Genomic DNA, 19,781 nt, shown 5'->3' on the forward strand with positions numbered 1-19,781 from the left:
TAAAAAAAACAACTGCCAAAGCGAGTTGTGTGACAAGAAAACTTCGCCGCCGTTTTGACGTTACACAATCTGTCGTTACACCATCTTTGCTCACCTGGTTCGAGGTTATTGGCTACACAGTTTTGCTAGAATCTGACATTGCTTTAGGTAAGCATCAGATAGGGCGGAGTAGTTATAGTGATGTGGTTTTGTATCAGCGCCTCCATAAAGCTTTGCAGAAAATTAACCCGACAAAACCGGATGAAGCGATCGCCGCAGCTATCCATCAGGTTACTTGTATAGAGAGTTCCGACTTACTGGAAAATAACCTTCGCTTTCACAAATTCTTGACTGATGGTGTGGAAGTTGAATACCTGGATGACGAAGAAATAGTTTATGACAAAGTATGGCTCATTGATAGGTCTAATCTACTAAATAATGATTGGCTAGCTATTCATCCCTTAACTGTTGTTGAGGGGAATCATGTTCACTGTCCTGATGTAGTTGTCTTTATCAACGGTTTACCTTTGGCAATTATTGTCTCGAACCATCCAAGCAACGAACGAGCTACATTCCAAGCAGGTTATCGGCAAATGCAGTCTTACTTTGAACAGATACCGAAGCTGTTTTCTTACAATACACTCCTAGTTATTACTTGCCAAAATCGGGCACGAGTTGGTACCTTAACCTCGGACTGGCAGGAGTTTTTACCCTGGTACACGATCGATGGTGAGGATTTTCCTCCCAAGGGTGCAACAGAACTAGAGGTGCTGATTCAAGGAATTTTTGACAAACGGCGTTTCCTAGAGCAAGTATTGCACTTAATAGTGTTTGAGAAAAACGGAACCAGCATTAGTAAAAAATTACTTCGCCGACCTTTTTGCACTACAAAGCAACACAAAAAATCTTCGCGCCAAGGTTGGTAAATGCTGAGTTATCAGTGATTAGTAGAAAAACTAACTCACAATTAAAAATTCCCCCTTCCTAATTACTTATTATGAATAAATCCCCCCTCCCCGCAGATGATTTGCCTCCAACCGGAGCAACTATACTTAACGAGTTATTCTATAGGCAGTTAGAAGAAGCTACTTGCAGGCGATTTTATCAATCCTGCGGCCCACTCATGCGAGTTTTACTATCAAATTGTCACTGGTATTTCAAGATAAATACTAGTCCTTTGATGTTAATCATTATTTGCTATGACATAGAAAGTTATCTGCATATCGTCGATGCTATTCCCAATTTTATCAAACAGTTGAAGCAGTTCTCTAACAAATCCAAAATTCACCTTTTTCCACCGGATAATAAAAGAGAACCTTGGGAAATAGAGATTGAAGAAACATCAGATGATGCAGGTTAGTCAAGCACGTAAATAAGACTCTTACTCGGAAAATATTGAGTCTCAAATTAGACTTATTTGCTAGGGACTGTTTGAGTAGTATGTTGAACGCTCAAAATAGCCCTGTAAAAATTCTCTTGTATTAACTACCAGCTACCGTAAATCCTTATTTTTCAAACACAGTTTTGGCTTGATTTCGCAATAAAAGTTGCACAAAATCCTTAGCAGCATCAACATTTTTACTGCTTTTGAGAACTGCGATCGGATAGACTATGGGAGAATGGGTGGGTGCATCCCAGTTTTTATTTTCCCATGAAAGAATAACTGTCATTGCGAACGCAAGTGCGTCTCGTAGAGAGGAGGAAGGACGTTCGCAAGAGCGTGTCGCAGACAAGCAATCGCATGGACTCGCACTTAGTTGGAGATTTTGCGATTGCTTCGTAACGCTTCGCAATGACATGCAAAAAAGTGGGATGCTCCCGAATGGATTTTCTCAGATGCAGTTGCTACAATTTTGACTAGCACCGAAAAGTTATCTTACATGTGTCAGATAACAGATAGTTAGTTAAACTAATTTTGTAGTATTTTAATTACCAAATTAGTTGGTTGTAAAAGATGTAATTACCAAGTTATTTAGTAAATAATTTACCTATATTTTCTATATTAATGAATAGTAAAAATTCATGTATTTTCTATCTGTAGCTATACATATTAATTTAACTACTTGTTATGTTTTATATGTAAACAAAAAAATCAGTAAGAATAAGAAAATGCAAGTTAGCGCTCGGAATGCTCTCAAAGGAACTGTAAAAAGCATCGTAGTTGGCTCTGTAAATAGTGAAGTCACGGTAGAAGTAGCACCAGGAGTAGAGGTGACTGCCATTATTACCAAAGCATCGGCAGAAACGTTGAAACTTGCTGAAGGTAAACAAGTCTACGCCATAGTTAAATCATCAGACGTAATGATTGCCACAGACTAAAGTAATTGTTGGCATTCTATTAAGGGAGGGGCAATTAAACTGCCCCTTTTTAACGCTAAAAATTTAGTCAGTTTCTCTAATATTGGGATGCTAGAGTCAAAAATCACACATGATTGAATGAATGTTTGCACTAGCGCACCGCGATAATACGCCATTTTCGCTTATACAGAAGTAAACCAACACTCAGAGATGCTAATGTGCCAAGCATTGAATCTGATTCGGGCACTGCTACGATTTTACCCGAACCGCTAATTGTGTTGGTAAAAGCACCAAAATCAGCTACTCGACGACCAGTTGTGACTAAAAAGTAATTTTGTTGAGCGGTTAATTGTCGGTCGAAGGCAGGGCTACCATTATTAGGAGTAGTATTTGCAATGAGGACATTAGTCAATTGCTGAGTGGGATTGAAACTATCCTGATATAAAACTAAAAAATTATCCCAGACCCCATCAGTAGGTGATGTAGCTTTGGGTACAGTACTGCTAAATGTATACAAACCCGATTCTTCAACCACAAATTGGAAAACACTGTAGGGTACAATCATACCCATTGTCCCGTCTTTTTCACCACTTACTAGAACGGGAGGATCGCCTGGTGCAGTACGCCGCCAAGTCGCCTGATTTGTAGTATTACCTTCATAAGTCAAGACAGCAGCTTTAGTAGGAGTAGCGGTACATAATGTAGCCAATCCTAATCCCAGAGCAATAAGCTTTGTGACAAATATTGTTTTTAACTTGAACCTCACACGACTCAAAGTCGCGTGATTCCTGCATCAAAAATTTTATCCTCTATATGAATTGGTATAAGTAGAGCGGTGTAATTAAAGATAACTGGCTAGGGCTGTCATTTGCCCTTTGTCATTTATTATTAGTAAGGATTTCAAGCCTATTTACGTTTCGTAAGATAGTTTGGTTTATTTCCACCGACATACTTAGTGGGAAAACTCTTTATTAAGGTTCAGACTGCAACAATTAGAGAAGTTCAACCGTTGCAGAATCTGATGCTATCTACTGCGATACTTGACGATATCTACGCAATTTCCATGCTGTGAGAGAAGATAAGCCAATTAACAAGAAACCAGAGATTGATGGTTCTGGGACTTTAGTAATTACCAGCGAAAGATTATCTGCGTAAGCGTCGTTTACTCGTCCTCTTGCATAATTGGCGTTCAGCAGTACATTAATTTGACGTGTACCCACAGGTACAGAGCCATCAGCTGACTGTAAAAATAAGCCTGTGATGTTGTTTCTTTGCGCGGCAGTTGGTGAAGTAATACTTGCTATGCCTAGAGACTGGTTAGCTCGATCGAGGAAAGTGATGTTTAGTGCTGCACTATCTTCATCAGTGCTATATCCCCCCAACCAGCCGTTTAAGTTAAATGTACCTTCACCTGCATCAATAGTTGAAGCCAGATTAGATATATCGATTAATTGCGAAGCACTGGAAGAGGCTCGATCTGCGCCGCCAAAAAATAGATTTTGACCGCGATCGCTTGGCCCTGGAACATCAGTACCAGGAACGGTAACATTTACTACATTACCTAATGGGTTGGTAAAACTAAAACCTGTTGCTCCGTACTTTAATAAGCTGTTGCGTATTTAATTTGTATATGCGATGCGGGCAAGATGCCCGCACTACAATAATTTTACGTTTTCGTACTATACAATTTAGCTGCACATCAGCTTACACTGAAACTACCTGTCGGAGTCCAGCCAGGGATAGTAGGTATATCAGCCCCAACAGCGTTACCAATTGGATCTCCTTGCCCAAGTTCTGCATCACCATTTACTATCAAATTAGTACCAAAGGTGGCAGCATAGATAGGGTTAGAAAGCAATAAACTAAATGTAAGTCCTGCTATCAAGGTTGTACCAATCTTGGCCATTACTTGAGGAAAGAAAGGAAATATAGTTTGTTTATTCATGGTTTGTTTTCTCCTTGGATTTACTAACAGCTTGTTTCAAAATCCACCAAATTCCTCGATTTTCTAACTGTGGTATTCATCGCTCACTTGAACTTTTTGCTGTTTGGCAGCCAACTTTTGGCGATCGCATAGATAGGATTACTGGCAAACGTCTCGACTTCCCCACTTAAGTTGTTTTGATTCAATACAAGGGCATTACTTAAATCCATACTGGCAAAGACATCTGCTTTTTCCCCTGCCAACAACCTCTCTTTCAATGAACCAGAAGAAGCAAATTCTGTTCTGACAGAAATGTTTGTTGAGTGTTAACACTCAACAGCCAACAGAACTATATATATTTGTCAATTAATGTGGAGCAGCTTAACTAATGCTTAAACAGTCCTCCATCTGAGCGTTTAAACTTTATGAATTACTCATCAGTATTCATGACATATTTTTTTATACGTACTTATATTTTCGATTGATAATATCATACCAACTTGGTTGGAAAAAATCAATTCAACTACGTAATTAAACACTGACTTTATCAAAACTTTAAGTAAAAAGTTTTTTTATCTTGATGAAATTACGCACATGACAAGACTTCAGGAGTAACTACGACTGTAGTGCTTTTGCGATACCTACAGCGAGGGAAGCGATCGCCTTCCCATTCTCGATGACGAACTTGAAGCATAGATGTGTGATAGTTTTTTTTGGAGTAATGCCGCCAGGAATCGGTCAAATAGTTCTATTTTGTTTGGTGTCAGGCTAGCTCCCACACCAAGACAAACGCATTTTGTTTACTAATAAAAACTAATAAGAAGTAGTAGTAAGGTATTATTCGCAAATATTACTAATAACCACACCTTTACAGACGGACACTACTACCATCATCAAGATGAAAATCTCTTAACCTTTCGTTACAATAAAAACATCGAGCAGGACAAAAACAAACCTCTCGAAGCTGAAATCAAAGGTAAACGACATGAATGGCACAATTCGCGTTGGTAATCTCTTCGGAATTCCCTTCTATATCCATCCGTCATGGTTTTTAGTTCTGGGTTTAGTAACTTGGAGCTATAGCAGTGGGCTGGCGGCGCAATTTCCCCAATTGTCTGCGGGGTTAGCTTTGCTACTAGGATTGATGACAGCGCTGATGTTATTTGCCTCTGTCGTCGCCCATGAATTAGGCCACAGTTTCGTTGCGATTCGTCAGGGTATTGATGTCAAATCCATTACACTGTTTATATTTGGCGGTTTGGCTAGCTTAGAAAAAGAGTCAAAAACCCCTGGTGAGGCTTTCTGGGTAGCGATCGCTGGCCCAATAGTTAGCTTACTACTATGTGGTATGGTTACAGCTATTGGCGTTACTACTACTGCATCAGGCCCGTTAGCAGCAATTCTTGGTGTTCTCGCTTCTGTTAACTTAGCATTAGCCCTATTTAACCTGATTCCTGGCTTACCCTTAGATGGGGGAAATATACTGAAAGCTATTGTTTGGAAAATTACAGGAAATCCTTATAAAGGTGTAACCTTTGCGAGTCGAGTCGGGCAAATCTTTGGTTGGGTAGCAATTCTTTCCGGTATAGTTCCCCTACTATTCTTTGGCAGCTTCGGTAACTTCTGGAACTTGTTAATTGGCTTCTTTTTATTACAAAATGCTGGGAATGCGGCTCAATTTGCCAGAGTGCAAGAAAAACTTACAGGTTTGACTGCTGAAGATGCTGTAACTATTGATAGCCCGATTGTATCTGCTAATCTTACCCTAAGAGAGTTTGCCGATGAGCGAGTCATAAGTGGGCAAAACTGGCATCGGTTCTTAGTGACTGATGATGATGGACAATTAGTAGGTGCGATCGCAATTGATAATTTACGAAGCGTTCCAACAGCACTGTGGTCAGAAACTCAAGTCAAAGAAGTCATGCGACCAATTACCGAATCTACCACAGTCCAATCCGATCAACCTCTGCTGGAAGTAATGCAATTACTCGAACAACAAAAGTTATCTGTGCTTCCCGTGATTCGTAAGAATGGCGTTCTAGTTGGAATCTTAGAAAAAGCTGCAATTATCCAACTACTGCAAAGCCGAACTCAACCGAACCCTGCATAGATCAATAATTTGTAATTCTAGTTTCGACTCCACTCAGGTTAAGAGGAAAGGGATAATAAAAACCCTTTCCTTTTTCCGTACTTTGGAATTATATAGGAATCCGGTTTGATTTCTGAAAATATCCGTAGGATGTGTTAGCACGGAGAGTACGGCATCAAACCCTTGATAACAGTGCGTTACGAACTCTGTTCTAACACACTCGACAATACCTAATTTCGTTCAAAAATAAAATAGTAATCCTATATGGAGTTGAGAGTAACAGATAAATTTTCAGCTTCTGGCTTCACGAACGCAACTGCTGCGATCGCACGTTGCCAAGTTAATTCTTTTGTAGTTTCATCCCAATGCCAGCGTAATAAGTTAGCGGATTGACTCTTAATAATTCCTGGTAAACCAATCGCTTTTCTAGGTGCATTAGTAGCTAAAGCGATCGCACTTTCTCCGTCACAAATTCCCCACTTCACCAAATTTTGCACTCCCACCAACAAGGGTAAAGTCGTCCCCGACAAAGTGCCATCGGCTAGTCGTGCCGTACCGTTTTTAACTTCAATTTGCCGACTATCCCAAGGATACACGCCATCGGGTAGCCCCAGAGGCGAAAGGGCATCGCTAACGAGGAACAGTCCTTGTTCTCGATCGCTAGCGCGAAGTAAAATTTGCAGCATCGTGGGCGAAACGTGTTCGCCATCAGCAATAAAACCACACATTACATCAGGATGGATAATTGCTGCCCCTAGTAATCCTGGTTCGCGGTGATGTAATGCTGGCATAGCGTTGAAAGCATGAGTTACCATCGTTGCACCCTCCTCAAAGGCACGTTGCCCTTGGGTAGATGTTGCCTGAGAATGCCCTAAACTGACAATAATCCCCAGAGAACGCAAATATGGAATTACTTCGCCAGTGAAATCTAACTCTGGTGCTAAGGTGATGACTTTCACAACATGGGCATAATCACCCAAAACCCGCTTTACCCGATCCATTGTCAGAGGTAAGAGATACTCTGCTGGGTGTGCGCCGCGCTTTTGGAAATTCAAAAATGGCCCTTCTAGGTGTACTCCCAGAATCTTTGCACCTGCTGGTTGATTGGGAAGAACTTCAGCAATAATTGCAAGCGATCGCTGAATATTTTCTACTGAAGTTGTCACAAGTGTCGGTAAAAATGCATCTACCCCAACATTCCATAAAAATTGTGAGATTTTCTGGAGTTTATGAGCATTTTCAGCCGTCAAATCAGGAAATGCCAATCCCAAAGCACCGTTAATTTGCAAATCAACGCCACCCAATGAAATCCAGTCGCCAGCAACATTTATTATGGATGCACGGCTGCGTGCTTCTACTGTATCCATCGGCAAGATTTGCTCAATTATGCCCTCTTGGTTAACCAAGAGCATCTGCAAATCTTTGTAACCAGGCACTCTAGCATTGATAATATCTACAGGATTTTGTGTTGCTTGGGTCATCACACTGACGAGAAGATAGCTAAATCTGATTTTAGATGCAACCAATATCAATAAATCAATTCAAACAACGCCAATAGATGAGATGATTATCGGCATTACCTAGCTTCTATAAGCTAGCTCAAATAATTTTGAATTTTAAATTTTGAATTATTATGACTCCCCTAGTTGGTATTATCATGGGCAGCGATTCTGATTTGCCCACCATGAAAGATGCGATCGCAGTTTGTGACGAATTTGGCGTTGAAAACGAAGTAGCGATCGTTTCTGCTCATCGTACCCCAGAACGGATGGTGCAATATGCCCAACTTGCACACCAACGAGGTATTAAGGTGATTATTGCCGGTGCCGGTGGTGCTGCTCATCTACCTGGAATGGTAGCGTCTTTAACTCCACTTCCTGTCATCGGTGTTCCTATACCCACCCGAAACTTACAAGGTGTGGATTCTTTGTATTCTATTTTACAAATGCCTGGGGGTATTCCTGTGGCAACAGTGGCGATCGGTAATGCCAAAAATGCTGGACTTTTAGCAGTACAAATCCTAGCAACTCAGCAACCAGAATTGCTAGAAAGAGTGCAACAATATCGCCAAACCCTATGTGAATCAGTAATTGCAAAACAAGCCAAACTAGAACAACTAGGCTATGAGCAATATTTACAGCAAATGTTTTAATAAATCTTAACAGCAGAACGGTGGAGCAGAGAAGCAGCAAGTCTTTCCCCCACGCCCAATTCCCAATTAAATTTTAAGATTGAAGCGATCGCTCCAGAATCAATGCAGCATTGTGAAGTATCTTGATCCTGGGACCTTAGTCGAAAATTTAGAGTGCAACATTCATGTGCCAATTGCTCGGAATGAATTGCAATGTTCCAACGGATATTTGCTTTTCTTTTGAAGGGTTTTCTGCACGGGGAGGAAGAACAGATCATCATAGCGATGGTTGGGGCATTGCTTTCTTTGAAGGAAGGGGATGTCGGATGTTTTTAGATGCCCAACCTTCTGTAGCTTCTCCAGTCGCGGAGCTAGTGCGGAGTTATCCCATCCACTCAACCCATGTCATAGCCCATATCCGCAAAGCTACTCAGGGTGAAGTTGCCCTACATAACTGCCATCCTTTCCGCAGAGAATTGTGGGGTCAGTATTGGGTGTTTGCCCATAACGGTAATTTGCCAAATTTTGATCCAGAAAATTTGGGCTTTTATCAAGCCGTAGGTGACACTGATAGCGAAAAAGCATTCTGCATGATGCTAGAAACATTGCGATCGCGCTTTCCTGATGGTAAGCCTGACATCAAGAAACTGTACCCTGTACTAAAACAAATTAGTGATGCAATTGCACACATAGGTATATTCAATTACTTATTGTCTGATGGAGAACACTTTTTTGCTCATTGTTCAACCAACCTCAGCTACATTGTGCGCCAAGCCCCCTTTGCAGCTGCCCATTTAATCGATCAAGATATGACCGTAGATTTTCGGGAAGTGACCACCGAACGCGATCGTGTAGCTGTAATTGCTACCACACCTCTCACTGACAACGAAGTTTGGACACGAATCCAACCAGGAGAATTACTAGTTTTTCAGGATGGATCGCCCCTGAAATATGCATTTACTTAAGAATGCGATCCTGTGGGCTAATTCAAAAATTTATCATAAAATTTCCCATTTAGATACTTTCTAAATGGGTTTTGTTTTTCCTACTTTTCATATTGAGTAAATAGAACGACTGGGAAAAACCAAACTATGTTAATAAAATTAAAGTAGACTAAAGTCCTCTTGCCTCATGCCTCCTGCCCCCTGCTTCCTGCCCGATCTTGATGATAAATATTCACACCGACTTATTTAATTTACAGCTATTTTCAGGTAAATATTGCGGTTCATTCCCTAGCAAGTTGCTTGATATACTAAGTAGCCCATTGTGATGACAACTTGATAGTTGAAAATAAAAGCATTGTAATTTTTCATAGAACTGGTAAAATCACCATGTTCTCGATAAAGAATATGAGGTTTATTAGTGTTTGCAACTAGATACATGTAATCATCCAGTATGATAAACAGGATATAACTGTATTCCCATCGACTAATTGTAGATTTAGCGGAGAAAATAGAATGAGTTTGTGGCAACGCCCACTGAAAAGGTTACAAGCGATCGCTGAACATGGAACATATCGGTTCAGACTAAATTCGCTCAAAGGCTTTGTATCGCTCTTTTTAGTAGGGACTGTATTGAGTGTGGCGCTTGCCGCCTGCTCTGGTGGAGGAACTGGGAGTAATGCTTCCTCCGAAACCCCTAGTGCTACTCCTGTGGCTGCAAGCAAAGATAATGTTGAACTAACTTTGGTTTCCTTTGCTGTCACCAAAGCGGCTCACGAAGCAATTATTCCTAAATTTGTAGAACAGTGGAAAAAAGATCATAACCAAACTGTCGTCTTCAAGCAAAGCTATGGTGGCTCTGGTTTCCAAACTCGTGCCGTTATTGATGGTTTGGAAGCAGATGTCGTCCACTTGGCGCTAGCTGGAGACACCTCAAAGATTGAGAAGGCTGGATTGATTCAGCCAGGATGGGAAAAGGAAGTTCCCAACAATGGTATTGTTTCAAAATCAGTGGCAGCATTAGTTACACGTCCAGGCAATCCTAAAAATATCAAGACCTGGGAAGATTTATCTAAAGACGGTATAAAACTAATTACTGCCGATCCGAAAACATCAGGAGTTGCTCGTTGGAATTTCTTAGCTCTTTGGAATTCAGTGATTAAAACTGGTGGAGATGATGCTAAAGCGACTGAGTTTGTTACCAAAGTGTACAAGAATGTGCCCTTGCTAACTAAAGATGCTCGTGAAGCTACTGACGCATTTTTCAAGCAGGGTCAAGGTGATGCCCTGATTAACTATGAAAATGAGATTATCTTGGCAGAACAAAAGGGTGAAAAGTTGACTGCGATCATCCCTGATGTGAATATCTCCATTGATAATCCGATCGCAGTGGTAGACAAAAATGTAGATAAGCACGGTACGCGTGAAGTTGCCGAAGGTTTTGTCAAATATCTATATACTCCAGAGGCTCAACAGGAGTTTGCAAAATTGGGATTCCGACCAGTAGATGATACTTTGACCCTAAGTAAGGAAGTTGCAGACAAATTTCCCAAGGTGAAAACTCTGGGTACAGTTGCAGACTTCGGCGGTTGGGATGGAATCAATAAGAAGTTCTTCGCAGACGGAGCTATTTTTGATCAGATTCAAGCCAAGAAAAAGTAATTTGTCATTTGTCATTTGTCAATGGTCGGCGAACAAAAGACCGACTACTGACAAAAAACTTCGGTATTGCTGAATCGAGGTATGAATCTAGATATAGAGACGCAAAATTTTGCGTTTCTACAAGGATTTTTAAATTACGCAAAATTATTTTTCATACCGCAATCAGCAATGCCAAAACTTTTTGTGAAATTTCAATTTTAAGTGTTTAACTATGATGAGTGTATCTCCTTCTCTAGAAGTTGAACGCAAAACGCCATTCTGGAAGAAATTGGGGCGGGTTCCTTGGACTTGGCGAATCACCATTGCATACTTGACGGTGATGTTGTTTATCCCCATAACTGCCATGTTCCTGAAAGCAAGTACGGAACCTCCAGCGAGATTTTGGGCGATCGCAACCAGTGATATCGCCTTAGCAACATACAACGTAACTTTTTTTACAGCAATATTTGCTGCCTTACTCAATGGCGTATTTGGAACTCTAATTGCTTGGGTTCTAGTTCGTTACGACTTTCCCTTAAAACGCTTGATTGATGCCACCGTGGATTTACCCTTTGCATTGCCAACTTCGGTAGCAGGTTTAACCCTGGCAACAGTTTATAGCGATAATGGCTGGATAGGTTCGCTACTAGCACCACTGGGAATTAAAGTAGCTTTTACCCGCACGGGAGTAGCGGTAGCAATGATATTTATCTCACTACCTTTTATTGTGAGAACTGTGCAACCCGTGCTTCAGGAAATGGAACATGAAATTGAAGAAGCTGCTTGGTGTCTGGGTGCTTCTCAATGGCAGACATTTTGGAAAGTGATTTTGCCACCTTTATTTCCGACGATTTTAACTGGTGTTGCCTTGGGTTTCTCCCGTGCGGTTGGGGAATATGGGTCAACTGTAATTATCTCTTCCAATACGCCCTATCAAGATTTGATCGCGCCTGTGCTGATTTTCCAGCGATTAGAACAGTATGACTATTCTGGTGCAACAGTAATTGGCATAGTTTTACTATCAATTTCGTTAGTACTGCTATTGGCAATTAATTTATTACAAGCATGGGCAAGGCGATATGACACTAGATAAGCCAAGTTTTCATTCATCTGCATCTGATACAGATACAGCCAAGCCGAAAGAGCAGAAGAGTTGGGTGCCAATAGTTTTAATTGGGATAGCGATCGCTTATTTAGCCCTAGTTCAATACATCCCGGCAATCAACGTTTTTGTCCAAGCCTTTAGCAAGGGAACTGGGCCATTTCTATCTAACCTAACGCGACCAGCTTTTCTCCATGCAGCTTGGCTGACGCTATTGCTGGCTGTAATTTCTCTGCCCGTGAATACTGTATTTGGGCTATGTGCAGCGTGGGCGATCGCTCGTCATAAATTTCCTGGACGCGCCATAGTTTTAAGCATAATTGACCTACCCTTTTCCATCTCGCCGGTAGTCGCAGGATTGATGATTGTGCTACTTTACGGACGCAATGGCTGGTTTGGCCCTTGGCTCCAGGCTCATGATATCAAGATTGTCTTTGCCTTTCCAGGTATGGTGCTGGCTACAGCCTTCGTGAGTATGCCTTTTGTGGCGCGGGAAGTGATTCCCGTTTTAGAGGAATTTGGTAAAGATCAAGAAGAAGCTGCTAGAACTCTAGGTGCAAAAGATTGGCAGATATTTTGGCGTGTCACCTTACCCAGTATCCGTTGGGGCTTACTCTACGGTTTAATTTTGACCAACGCCAGAGCAATGGGCGAATTCGGGGCGGTTTCGGTGGTATCTGGCAACATTGCTGACCTAACCCAGAGCTTACCACTGTTTGTAGAAGATGCTTACAAACAGTATGAAACCGAAACTGCTTTCTCTGCGGCTGTATTGTTGGCGTTGCTAGCAGTAGTAACCTTGGTACTGAAAGAGATTTTAGAACGCAAAACCAGCATTAAAGATGTTGAATAGTTAGGTTTTGGGCATGGGAGAATACCTCTGCCTTACCCAATCCACAATGTCCAATCCCCTTGATGGTGACAATCATGGCTAGTGACAATACACTTACTAATAAACGGATTCGACTAAGAATTCCCAAGGACTATCACCAGGAACCTGTAATTTCTCGCCTGGTGTCTAATTATGGACTGACTGTGAATATTACAGCAGCGATTTTGGGAGCCAATGCTGTCGGTGATGGTTGGTTTGACCTTGAACTACAAGGAACAGATGCACAAATTCAGAGCGCACTAACCTATCTCCACGAATTGGAGTTAGAAGTCTGGGATGATGCTAAAGCAACTGATTGGTAAAGTAGTTTGATTGCTATTCCCTAATTTTTCAACCTAGAACCTAGAGTTGACAATATCTATAGGCGATCGCTCTAAAAAATCACCTCTGAAAAAGTGCGATCGCACTTTAATTACTAGGTTCTGGTACAGTGACATTCAAAATATTAACTAGCAGGTCAAAAATCGTTTGCTTGGTAGCTAATAACAGAGCGTAATCTGGCGGTTTTAGGCTGAGAGAATCTAACCACTGATGACAGATTTCGCTAATAGCCTCTAAATACTGAATAACTAAATAAGGGGCAATTTCATTAGCGCTTTGTTCCAGGATTTGGGGAACGGCTTGCAGCAGACTATCTAATTTTTCAGCTATTGGTAGTAATGGACAAACTTCCGCCCCTATTTCTTGCTTGGCTTCTTGCAGCAGGGTACAGCAACGGAAATGGGCTGATTGAACTCGATAGAGGCTATCATCTGGTTGTCCTGCTGTGCTGATGTTAATAGGGGCGATACTAGTCAGGGGAACGCGGAGGCTGTACCAGCGCAGTGCATCCATACCAATAGCTGAGATTAATTCTTCTGCGGCTAAATCAGGAAGAGGATGGATTTTTTGGTTAGCTTTGTGGAAGGCATAAAGTTTAATCGGCTCAACGATGATAAATTGAAATTGCTCTTTCGTATAGCCCAAGCATTGCATGGCGGCTGTAAGTTGGATATCGTAGCCTGTGTAGATGGGAGGACGCAAGAGGATGATTTTGTCATAACCTTGTTGGAATATTTGATGGTAGCGGGCAATGTCTTCTAGGAGTTGGGTGAATTCGCCGTCGCGGTGTTGAAGCACTCTGTCGTATTCGTCGCCAAAGTCAGCAGTTTTGATAAACCAGTCTTTGGGTTCGTCTTTGAGTTCGATGTTGGTGGGTAAGTCGGCGGCGATTTGGCGCGACATGGAGGCTTGATAAACTTGGTTGTTGGTTTGAATTGATTGAAAAAAGATTTGAATATTAGGGAGATTATCTTTACAATTTTGACTTTCTGTACTAACAAGATAATTACACTTTTCTAAAATACTTTTAATAGCAGTTACAAAGGAGTAACGAAGATAATTTGAAGGAATATCTGCTAAAGAATTTTCAATTATACTTAACCAAATTTTGGACTTTTCTTGAGATAATGCCGTCATAATTTCACAGTTTCACCGGGGATGATATTTGATGCTTTTTCAACTAATTTAGGAAGTCAATACTAAGGATTCTTGGGCTATTTTTTCAATGACAAGCGATTGACAAAGTGCTTCAATTTTGTTGTTTCCACCGATATCAAAAAATAGGTGTAGCCATTCATCAGGGGAAAGGGAGAGGTTTTCTATCCAAGGGGAGGGAGTGACTTTACCCCAGCCAGTAATTGTACCAAGATTAGCGGGTATTTCCGGTAAATCATTAGGGTTGGAATTGAGTTGTATATCGAGCCGAATGCAGGATTTCAGGATAAGTTTTAGGGGTTGTTCGGTGGTAGAAATTTCAGAAGTTGTGTTATTGGGATTGAGTTCCCAGTAGTAGTTGAGATTGAGGATATAATTATAGGGAAATTGCCATCCCATTGAAAGCAATTCTGCTTCGGTAAAGTCGTATTGTTGCCAGATTTCTTCAAAGTTCATAGTTTGGCTTGAGGTTATATTAGGGAAGCAAATAGACTCATGATATCAGTGGCAGTGAGGATGTTACCTGATGGCATGGGTTAGGGAAGTTAGGTTTTTAGTGAGGATGCGATCGCTCTTTTGTTGACAAGGTGAGAAAGATGCGATCCCATGATGGTCATCAAACTTGCTTGAACAGGAGTAGTTGAGAGCAAGTGCGATCGCGCTTTTGTTGACAAGGTGAGAAAGATGCGATCCCATGATGGTCATCAAACTTGCTTGGACAGGAGTAGTTGGGAGCAAGTGCGATCGCTCTTTTGTTGACAAGGTGAGAAAGATGCGATCCCATGATGGAAATCAAGCTTGCTTGGACAGGAGTATTTGAGAGCAAGTGCGATCGCTCTTTTGTTGACAAGGTGAGAAAGATGCGATCGCATGATGGTCATCAAACTTGCTTGAACAGGAGTAGTTGAGAGCAAGTGCGATCGCTCTTTTGTTGACAAGGTGAGAAGCAAGCGATCGCTTCCTCAATTACTAGGTTCTGGTGCAGTGACATTCAAAATATTAACCAGCAGGTTAAAAATTGTTTGCTTGGTAGCTAATAACAGAGCGTAATCTGGTGGTGTTAGGCTGAGAGAATCTAATCATTGATGACAGATTTCGCTAATAGTCTCTAAATGCTGAATAACCAAATAAGGGGCAATTTCATTGGCGCTTTGTTCCAGGATTTGGGGAACAGCTTACAGTAGACTATCTAGTTTTTCAGCTATTGGGTAGGGGCGTAACGCATGGAAAGCCCCTACATTTGAAATTTACCAACCAAAGAGGGATTTCACTCCATTAAAACCATTAGAGATAGTGTTCGTAACCGTATTGACTGATTCGGCAACCTTATTATATGTTTCAGTAACAAATTGCTTACCTTGTTCAACTTTTTCGGTTACAAAGTTTTTCACATTTTCATAAGCTTGTTTACCTTGCTCAATCACATTGTTAATAATCTGTTTACCAGTGTCTATGACGTTGTTAACAAACTGTTTTGCTCCGTTAATAATATTACCTACGACTTTCACAGCTTTTTGAGCATAGTTAGCAACGTAATTGACAACTTTAGAACCTGCTTTAACAATGGGGTTTTGGGCAACAGAATTCATTACTTGTTGAGCAACTTCTTTTATCTTCTGCTGAGATTGTTGCACGATTTGAGTAGTAGCTTTTTGTACTTCTACTTGAAAATTTTGGTATGCTGCTTTCGCTTGCTCTACATTAGCTTTTGCGGTTTCATATAGAGATTTAGCTTGGTTAGCTAATTCCTCGGCTTTTTGTTTGGCTCCTGCTGCTTTCTGCTTCAAAGCTTCTATAGCGCTGTTGGCAAAGGAGGAAGTTGCATCTATCCCTTGCATAATCTGATTGGCAAGGAAGTTACCTGAAGGTTCGACGATAGCAGCACCCAGGTCACGGAGAAAACCTAACTCTGTCCTGAGAGGTTCTGCAAGTATGCGGTATGGATTAGTATATACGTCTACATCAGATCCTTGTCGAATTTTGGCTTTTGGATCATCAAGAAATGCTTTGAGATGTCTGTCCAACGGATTTGGATAATCAAGTGGATTTGGAAAGTCGATTGTGTAAAATGTGCCGGGCAAGAAAAATAGACCACCTGATGAAACGGGATCGCCATCCGTCATAAAGTGGGTAACTTTACCCTTGTAATTAATGACTTTTGGAAGCCATAAAGGACCAATGCCAGGAGAATTAAAAGTTACCGTTTCATTGACATAATCTGAAAACTCAGCCGCTGTCATTTGAGCTAAAGCACCGCCCAAACTATGTCCTACTAAGTCAGGTTTTATTCCATTCTGAGTGTTATCCTTGAGCCATTTTTGGATTTCTCCCTTACTCTTAAGGGCATCAAACTGGTCAGTGCCAATACCTAAGGGTTTTGTATCAGAAACTGTCAAACTATTAGTTGCAGGATCTGTATAAAACCAATTCCCTGGCGTTGACATACTCCATAAACACAATGCAATTCCCCAAATAACTACTTGACAAATTACCCCTGCTGCCATGACTAAAGTGCGTTGTCTGCGTTTAACTAAGCCATAAGCATCAGTCGTATTGGTATATGCTCCTGGGAACAGGCAGATAAACATTAGTCCTATGTCTAAAACAACACCTTTGTAATGTTTCAATGTGAAAGCATGACCTAGTTCGTGAATAGATACCACTAACATCATCAGCAGGGCGAAAGGAATTATTAAACTATAACCTTGACTACTCCATAACTCCTGCCCCAGGTTATAAATTCTCTCTTGTTTTGAAAAAGCAATAACAGTAGTAAAGCCTAAAAATATGCAGAGTAATAAACAAAACTCTGTTGTGAAAATAAACCTAAAATTATTAATATTCTGGTTTAGCCAATTATCGGGATTAAATAGGCGAAACTTAAAAAACAGTATTTTAAATATACTAAACTTTTTCGGAAATTTTGGTGGTTCAATTCCCTCTAGCATTCCTTTTACTGCTAGATTTTGTAATAGTTCTTGCAGATACTGAGGATTAATTTTATATTTATCTACAATATTTTCTACTGGCAGTTTACCTAATTGCAAAATCAGGCTTTTATCATAATTACTGACTTGTACATAAGCAATATTCTCTGTATTTTGCAGCCGCAATAACCAATATCCATCTGTGTGCCATATCCACTGCACAGTAGATTTTAGTCGATACAATTTTATATTTTTAGTGGTTTGTTCAGCACTTAGTTTTTGTATTTCATTCTTTTTGGGGATAGATAACACTCTCAAGTTAGATAATTTGTCCAATAGCTGCATGATGAAAGTAGGTTCAATTTCCTCCCCAAACTCCTGTTGACACTTTTCCTGAACCTGTTTGACTGTCAAAGTTCCATCAAAATGCTTTAGGGCATAGCCTTCAGTTCCTGAAAATAGAAAATTTTGCTCTGTTTTAATTGCTTGTAAAAGCACTTGTTCGGAGTCAGATACAGAAAGTATTTGCCAGTGAATTTTAAGATTTGGGCAAAGCCAGTTTTGACAGTTGGCTATATCTAAATTTGAATTTTCTGGTAGATGCATATTCTAGCTACGGTAGGTTATGAAAGTTTTTCCGTCTTCTATACAAATAGATTTAACGGAAACGTAGGCAGAATAATGTTCCAAGACTTTTCTTCTACTTGACACGACAATCCTTATAAATTTAAGAATAATCTGTTTAGGGAATCTATATTTAAGCGCGTATCTAATACATCAGAATTCTGCATCCTTCAGTGATAACCGCTTTACCTTGCTAAATGGATGTTGCTAATATGAAGCTTGGGCAAAAGTAAATAAAATTTTACTAAAAATAATATGAAGAGTAAGAGGATGTTTGCAAAGTTAAGAGGTAGAAATTTTAGAACAAAGCAAACAACGCACAGCAGAATTGCAATATGCAATTTTGCTACAACGTGCCTTGACGTAAGTGGTAGGAAATATTCGCTCTTCTGTGAACACTGAAATTATTCTCGATACTGCCTATCAAGAACTTTGCAAACTTCTGAAGTTAGAGAAGGCAGAGGTTTATCACTTTAATTAAGATTGGAGTGGCGAATTTGTCAGCCAATTCGGTACGGTAAAGGCTCAGTGGGATAGAATCCACCCATTTGGCAAAAATCTAGTTTGGGAAGATACCCACCTGCAATCAAAGGCGGGCGCTAACGTAATAATGAAAGTTTGACTGTCAACGACATTTATCAAGTCGGTCACTCACGCTGTCACATCGACATTTTAGAGCAATTCAAGATTCGGGCGTATGCGATCGCCAGACAACGCATATAACATAAATTAAACATTTTTTGCGTAAATTTACTTATTGCTTTTTTGTAGTCTTTGTGAGAATCTCCTTTACATAACAATAGGCTCATTAAATCGATAGAGTTACCGTATTTTAACAATATCTAAAAAGATGAAAATCTCTATAAGGCTGACATGCAAGCAAGCACAATTGAATTGTAAGGGTATGGCATCAGCAAGATTTTCTGCCGAACCCAAAAATTGCGTAGGCGCAGCATACCGTAGGCATCGCTATGGGGAATTAATCTGATGTCTCAGAGTAAATCTGTAGAACCCGCTTCAGTCCACAGTCGGATTCTCGTGCCTCAGAAATATCACAGGCAACCTGTAATTTCCCGACTGGTGTCTCGTTATGGTTTAACCGTCAATATCAAAGCTGCATCCCTGACATCCGATAGTGACAGCGATGGCTGGTTTGATTTGGAACTTTCAGGAAATCCCCAAAAACTGACAAATAGCCTATCTTACTTGCAGGGATTGGGAGTGAATTTACTGGAATTAGCGATCGCTAACCACATTCAACCAAACCAGCACCCTTTACCTTTCCCAAATCCAGCTAGCAAACTGAGTCCTAAAGACTCTGCATGGCTGACAAATCAATGGCAAGAACAATTCCAGCAATGGATTTCTCTGGGTCAAACCAATCGATTGCGCTTGCAACTGTGCGTCTTAAAATCTTATTACAAAGAGCCGGTGATTTCTGAGTTAGTTTCTCATTATGGACTCACAGTAAATATTACCAGTGCTACACTTCAACCTGATACGGAAGATGACGGCTGGTTTGACTTAGATTTGTGGGGGAGAACCAAGCAACTTTACTCTAGCCTAAGTTATTTAGAAAAACTGGGGCTACCGATTTGGCTGGATTTGTCTAGCGTTTAGGGACTTCCAATTAAAAAAATATCCAATTTTGTAGGGTGCGTTAGCGACAGCGTAACGCACCGCCAGATATCTCGGTGCGTTACGGCTTTCGCCTAACACACCCTACTGTATATTTTATTTTTTGGAAGTCCCTTATC

The 19,781-nt window shown here is 40.7% G+C and carries 22 protein-coding genes; 11 read left to right on the top strand and 11 right to left on the bottom strand.

All coding sequences use genetic code 11. The annotated features are described in order from the left end of the window. The first annotated feature begins 29 nt into the window (after positions 1-29). On the top strand, positions 30-905 hold the full coding sequence (locus CDG79_RS06860) for a type I restriction endonuclease (protein ID WP_189524910.1): 876 nt from the start codon (positions 30-32) through the stop codon (positions 903-905). A gap of 71 nt (positions 906-976) precedes the next feature. Next, a complete protein-coding gene (locus tag CDG79_RS06865; protein ID WP_094341475.1) occupies positions 977-1,339 on the top strand; it encodes a hypothetical protein in 363 nt (120 codons plus the stop codon). A 145-nt stretch (positions 1,340-1,484) separates the two neighbouring features. Here CDG79_RS06865 and CDG79_RS45415 read toward each other — a convergent pair whose 3' ends face one another. After that, the gene (locus CDG79_RS45415) at positions 1,485-1,649 is read right to left on the bottom strand and encodes an extracellular solute-binding protein (protein ID WP_442937482.1); all 165 of its coding nucleotides are present in this window, start codon (positions 1,647-1,649) and stop codon (positions 1,485-1,487) included. A gap of 439 nt (positions 1,650-2,088) precedes the next feature. On the opposite strand from CDG79_RS45415, the gene CDG79_RS06870 reads away from it, so the two are divergent. Then, positions 2,089-2,298: a TOBE domain-containing protein gene (locus CDG79_RS06870; RefSeq protein WP_094341490.1), complete on the top strand. Its 210-nt coding sequence runs from the start codon at positions 2,089-2,091 to the stop codon at positions 2,296-2,298. Between the two features lie 130 nt (positions 2,299-2,428). Here the strand turns inward: CDG79_RS06870 and CDG79_RS06875 are convergent, their stop codons facing one another. The 4 genes from CDG79_RS06875 to CDG79_RS40785 form a co-directional block, all read right to left on the bottom strand. Then, positions 2,429-2,986: a PEP-CTERM sorting domain-containing protein gene (locus CDG79_RS06875; RefSeq protein WP_223278037.1), complete on the bottom strand. Its 558-nt coding sequence runs from the start codon at positions 2,984-2,986 to the stop codon at positions 2,429-2,431. 319 nt (positions 2,987-3,305) lie between these two features. Beyond that, the gene (locus CDG79_RS43465; protein WP_223278038.1) at positions 3,306-3,659 is read right to left on the bottom strand and encodes a hypothetical protein; all 354 of its coding nucleotides are present in this window, start codon (positions 3,657-3,659) and stop codon (positions 3,306-3,308) included. Between the two features lie 317 nt (positions 3,660-3,976). Then, complete coding sequence (locus CDG79_RS43470) at positions 3,977-4,222, bottom strand: hypothetical protein (protein WP_223278039.1); 246 nt, start codon at positions 4,220-4,222, stop codon at positions 3,977-3,979. An 83-nt stretch (positions 4,223-4,305) separates the two neighbouring features. Next, a complete protein-coding gene (locus tag CDG79_RS40785) occupies positions 4,306-4,515 on the bottom strand; it encodes a substrate-binding domain-containing protein (RefSeq protein ID WP_143855433.1) in 210 nt (69 codons plus the stop codon). A 671-nt stretch (positions 4,516-5,186) separates the two neighbouring features. Between CDG79_RS40785 and CDG79_RS06885 the strand changes: the two genes are divergently transcribed. Further along, entirely contained in the window at positions 5,187-6,311 is a 1,125-nt protein-coding gene (locus tag CDG79_RS06885; protein ID WP_094341477.1) for a site-2 protease family protein, read from the top strand. A gap of 239 nt (positions 6,312-6,550) precedes the next feature. Here the strand turns inward: CDG79_RS06885 and nagA are convergent, their stop codons facing one another. Continuing rightward, a complete protein-coding gene (gene nagA, locus CDG79_RS06890; RefSeq protein WP_094341478.1) occupies positions 6,551-7,771 on the bottom strand; it encodes an N-acetylglucosamine-6-phosphate deacetylase in 1,221 nt (406 codons plus the stop codon). A gap of 152 nt (positions 7,772-7,923) precedes the next feature. Here nagA and purE point away from each other — a divergent pair, with 152 nt between their 5' ends. The 6 genes from purE (at position 7,924) to CDG79_RS06920 (ending at position 13,299) form a co-directional block, all read left to right on the top strand. Then, positions 7,924-8,442 (top strand): 5-(carboxyamino)imidazole ribonucleotide mutase, encoded by a 519-nt coding sequence (gene purE, locus CDG79_RS06895; protein WP_094341479.1) that lies wholly within the window; start codon positions 7,924-7,926, stop codon positions 8,440-8,442. A 164-nt stretch (positions 8,443-8,606) separates the two neighbouring features. Then, positions 8,607-9,386 carry a class II glutamine amidotransferase gene (locus CDG79_RS06900; protein WP_094341480.1) on the top strand — a complete coding sequence of 260 codons (780 nt, stop codon included), beginning with the start codon at positions 8,607-8,609 and terminating at the stop codon, positions 9,384-9,386. A gap of 492 nt (positions 9,387-9,878) precedes the next feature. Continuing rightward, positions 9,879-11,024, top strand: a complete 1,146-nt coding sequence (locus tag CDG79_RS06905; protein WP_094341481.1) for a sulfate ABC transporter substrate-binding protein — start codon at positions 9,879-9,881, stop codon at positions 11,022-11,024. A 214-nt stretch (positions 11,025-11,238) separates the two neighbouring features. Then, entirely contained in the window at positions 11,239-12,096 is an 858-nt protein-coding gene (gene cysT, locus CDG79_RS06910) for a sulfate ABC transporter permease subunit CysT (protein WP_094341482.1), read from the top strand. Next, positions 12,083-12,958, top strand: coding sequence for a sulfate ABC transporter permease subunit CysW (gene cysW / locus CDG79_RS06915; protein WP_189524912.1), 876 nt, complete (start codon positions 12,083-12,085; stop codon positions 12,956-12,958). Before cysT ends, cysW begins: the two co-directional genes overlap by 14 nt. A gap of 74 nt (positions 12,959-13,032) precedes the next feature. Beyond that, entirely contained in the window at positions 13,033-13,299 is a 267-nt protein-coding gene (locus CDG79_RS06920; RefSeq protein ID WP_094341483.1) for an NIL domain-containing protein, read from the top strand. Between the two features lie 106 nt (positions 13,300-13,405). Here the strand turns inward: CDG79_RS06920 and CDG79_RS06925 are convergent, their stop codons facing one another. The 5 genes from CDG79_RS06925 to CDG79_RS40800 form a co-directional block, all read right to left on the bottom strand. After that, positions 13,406-14,455 (bottom strand): DALR anticodon-binding domain-containing protein, encoded by a 1,050-nt coding sequence (locus CDG79_RS06925; protein ID WP_223278040.1) that lies wholly within the window; start codon positions 14,453-14,455, stop codon positions 13,406-13,408. Positions 14,456-14,503: 48 nt separating this feature from the next. Next, positions 14,504-14,929, bottom strand: a complete 426-nt coding sequence (locus CDG79_RS06930; protein ID WP_094341484.1) for a hypothetical protein — start codon at positions 14,927-14,929, stop codon at positions 14,504-14,506. 63 nt (positions 14,930-14,992) lie between these two features. Further along, positions 14,993-15,178 carry a hypothetical protein gene (locus CDG79_RS40790; protein ID WP_189524913.1) on the bottom strand — a complete coding sequence of 62 codons (186 nt, stop codon included), beginning with the start codon at positions 15,176-15,178 and terminating at the stop codon, positions 14,993-14,995. Further along, positions 15,178-15,423 (bottom strand): hypothetical protein, encoded by a 246-nt coding sequence (locus CDG79_RS40795; protein ID WP_143855435.1) that lies wholly within the window; start codon positions 15,421-15,423, stop codon positions 15,178-15,180. The genes CDG79_RS40790 and CDG79_RS40795 overlap by 1 nt, the downstream gene beginning before the upstream one ends. A 297-nt stretch (positions 15,424-15,720) precedes the next feature. Further along, complete coding sequence (locus CDG79_RS40800) at positions 15,721-18,006, bottom strand: site-2 protease family protein (RefSeq protein WP_143855436.1); 2,286 nt, start codon at positions 18,004-18,006, stop codon at positions 15,721-15,723. A gap of 1,005 nt (positions 18,007-19,011) precedes the next feature. On the opposite strand from CDG79_RS40800, the gene CDG79_RS06945 reads away from it, so the two are divergent. Continuing rightward, positions 19,012-19,644 carry an NIL domain-containing protein gene (locus tag CDG79_RS06945; protein ID WP_094341485.1) on the top strand — a complete coding sequence of 211 codons (633 nt, stop codon included), beginning with the start codon at positions 19,012-19,014 and terminating at the stop codon, positions 19,642-19,644. Positions 19,645-19,781: the final 137 nt, after the last annotated feature.

Source organism: Nostoc sp. 'Peltigera membranacea cyanobiont' 232, assembly GCF_002245985.1.
GTDB lineage: Bacteria > Cyanobacteriota > Cyanobacteriia > Cyanobacteriales > Nostocaceae > Nostoc.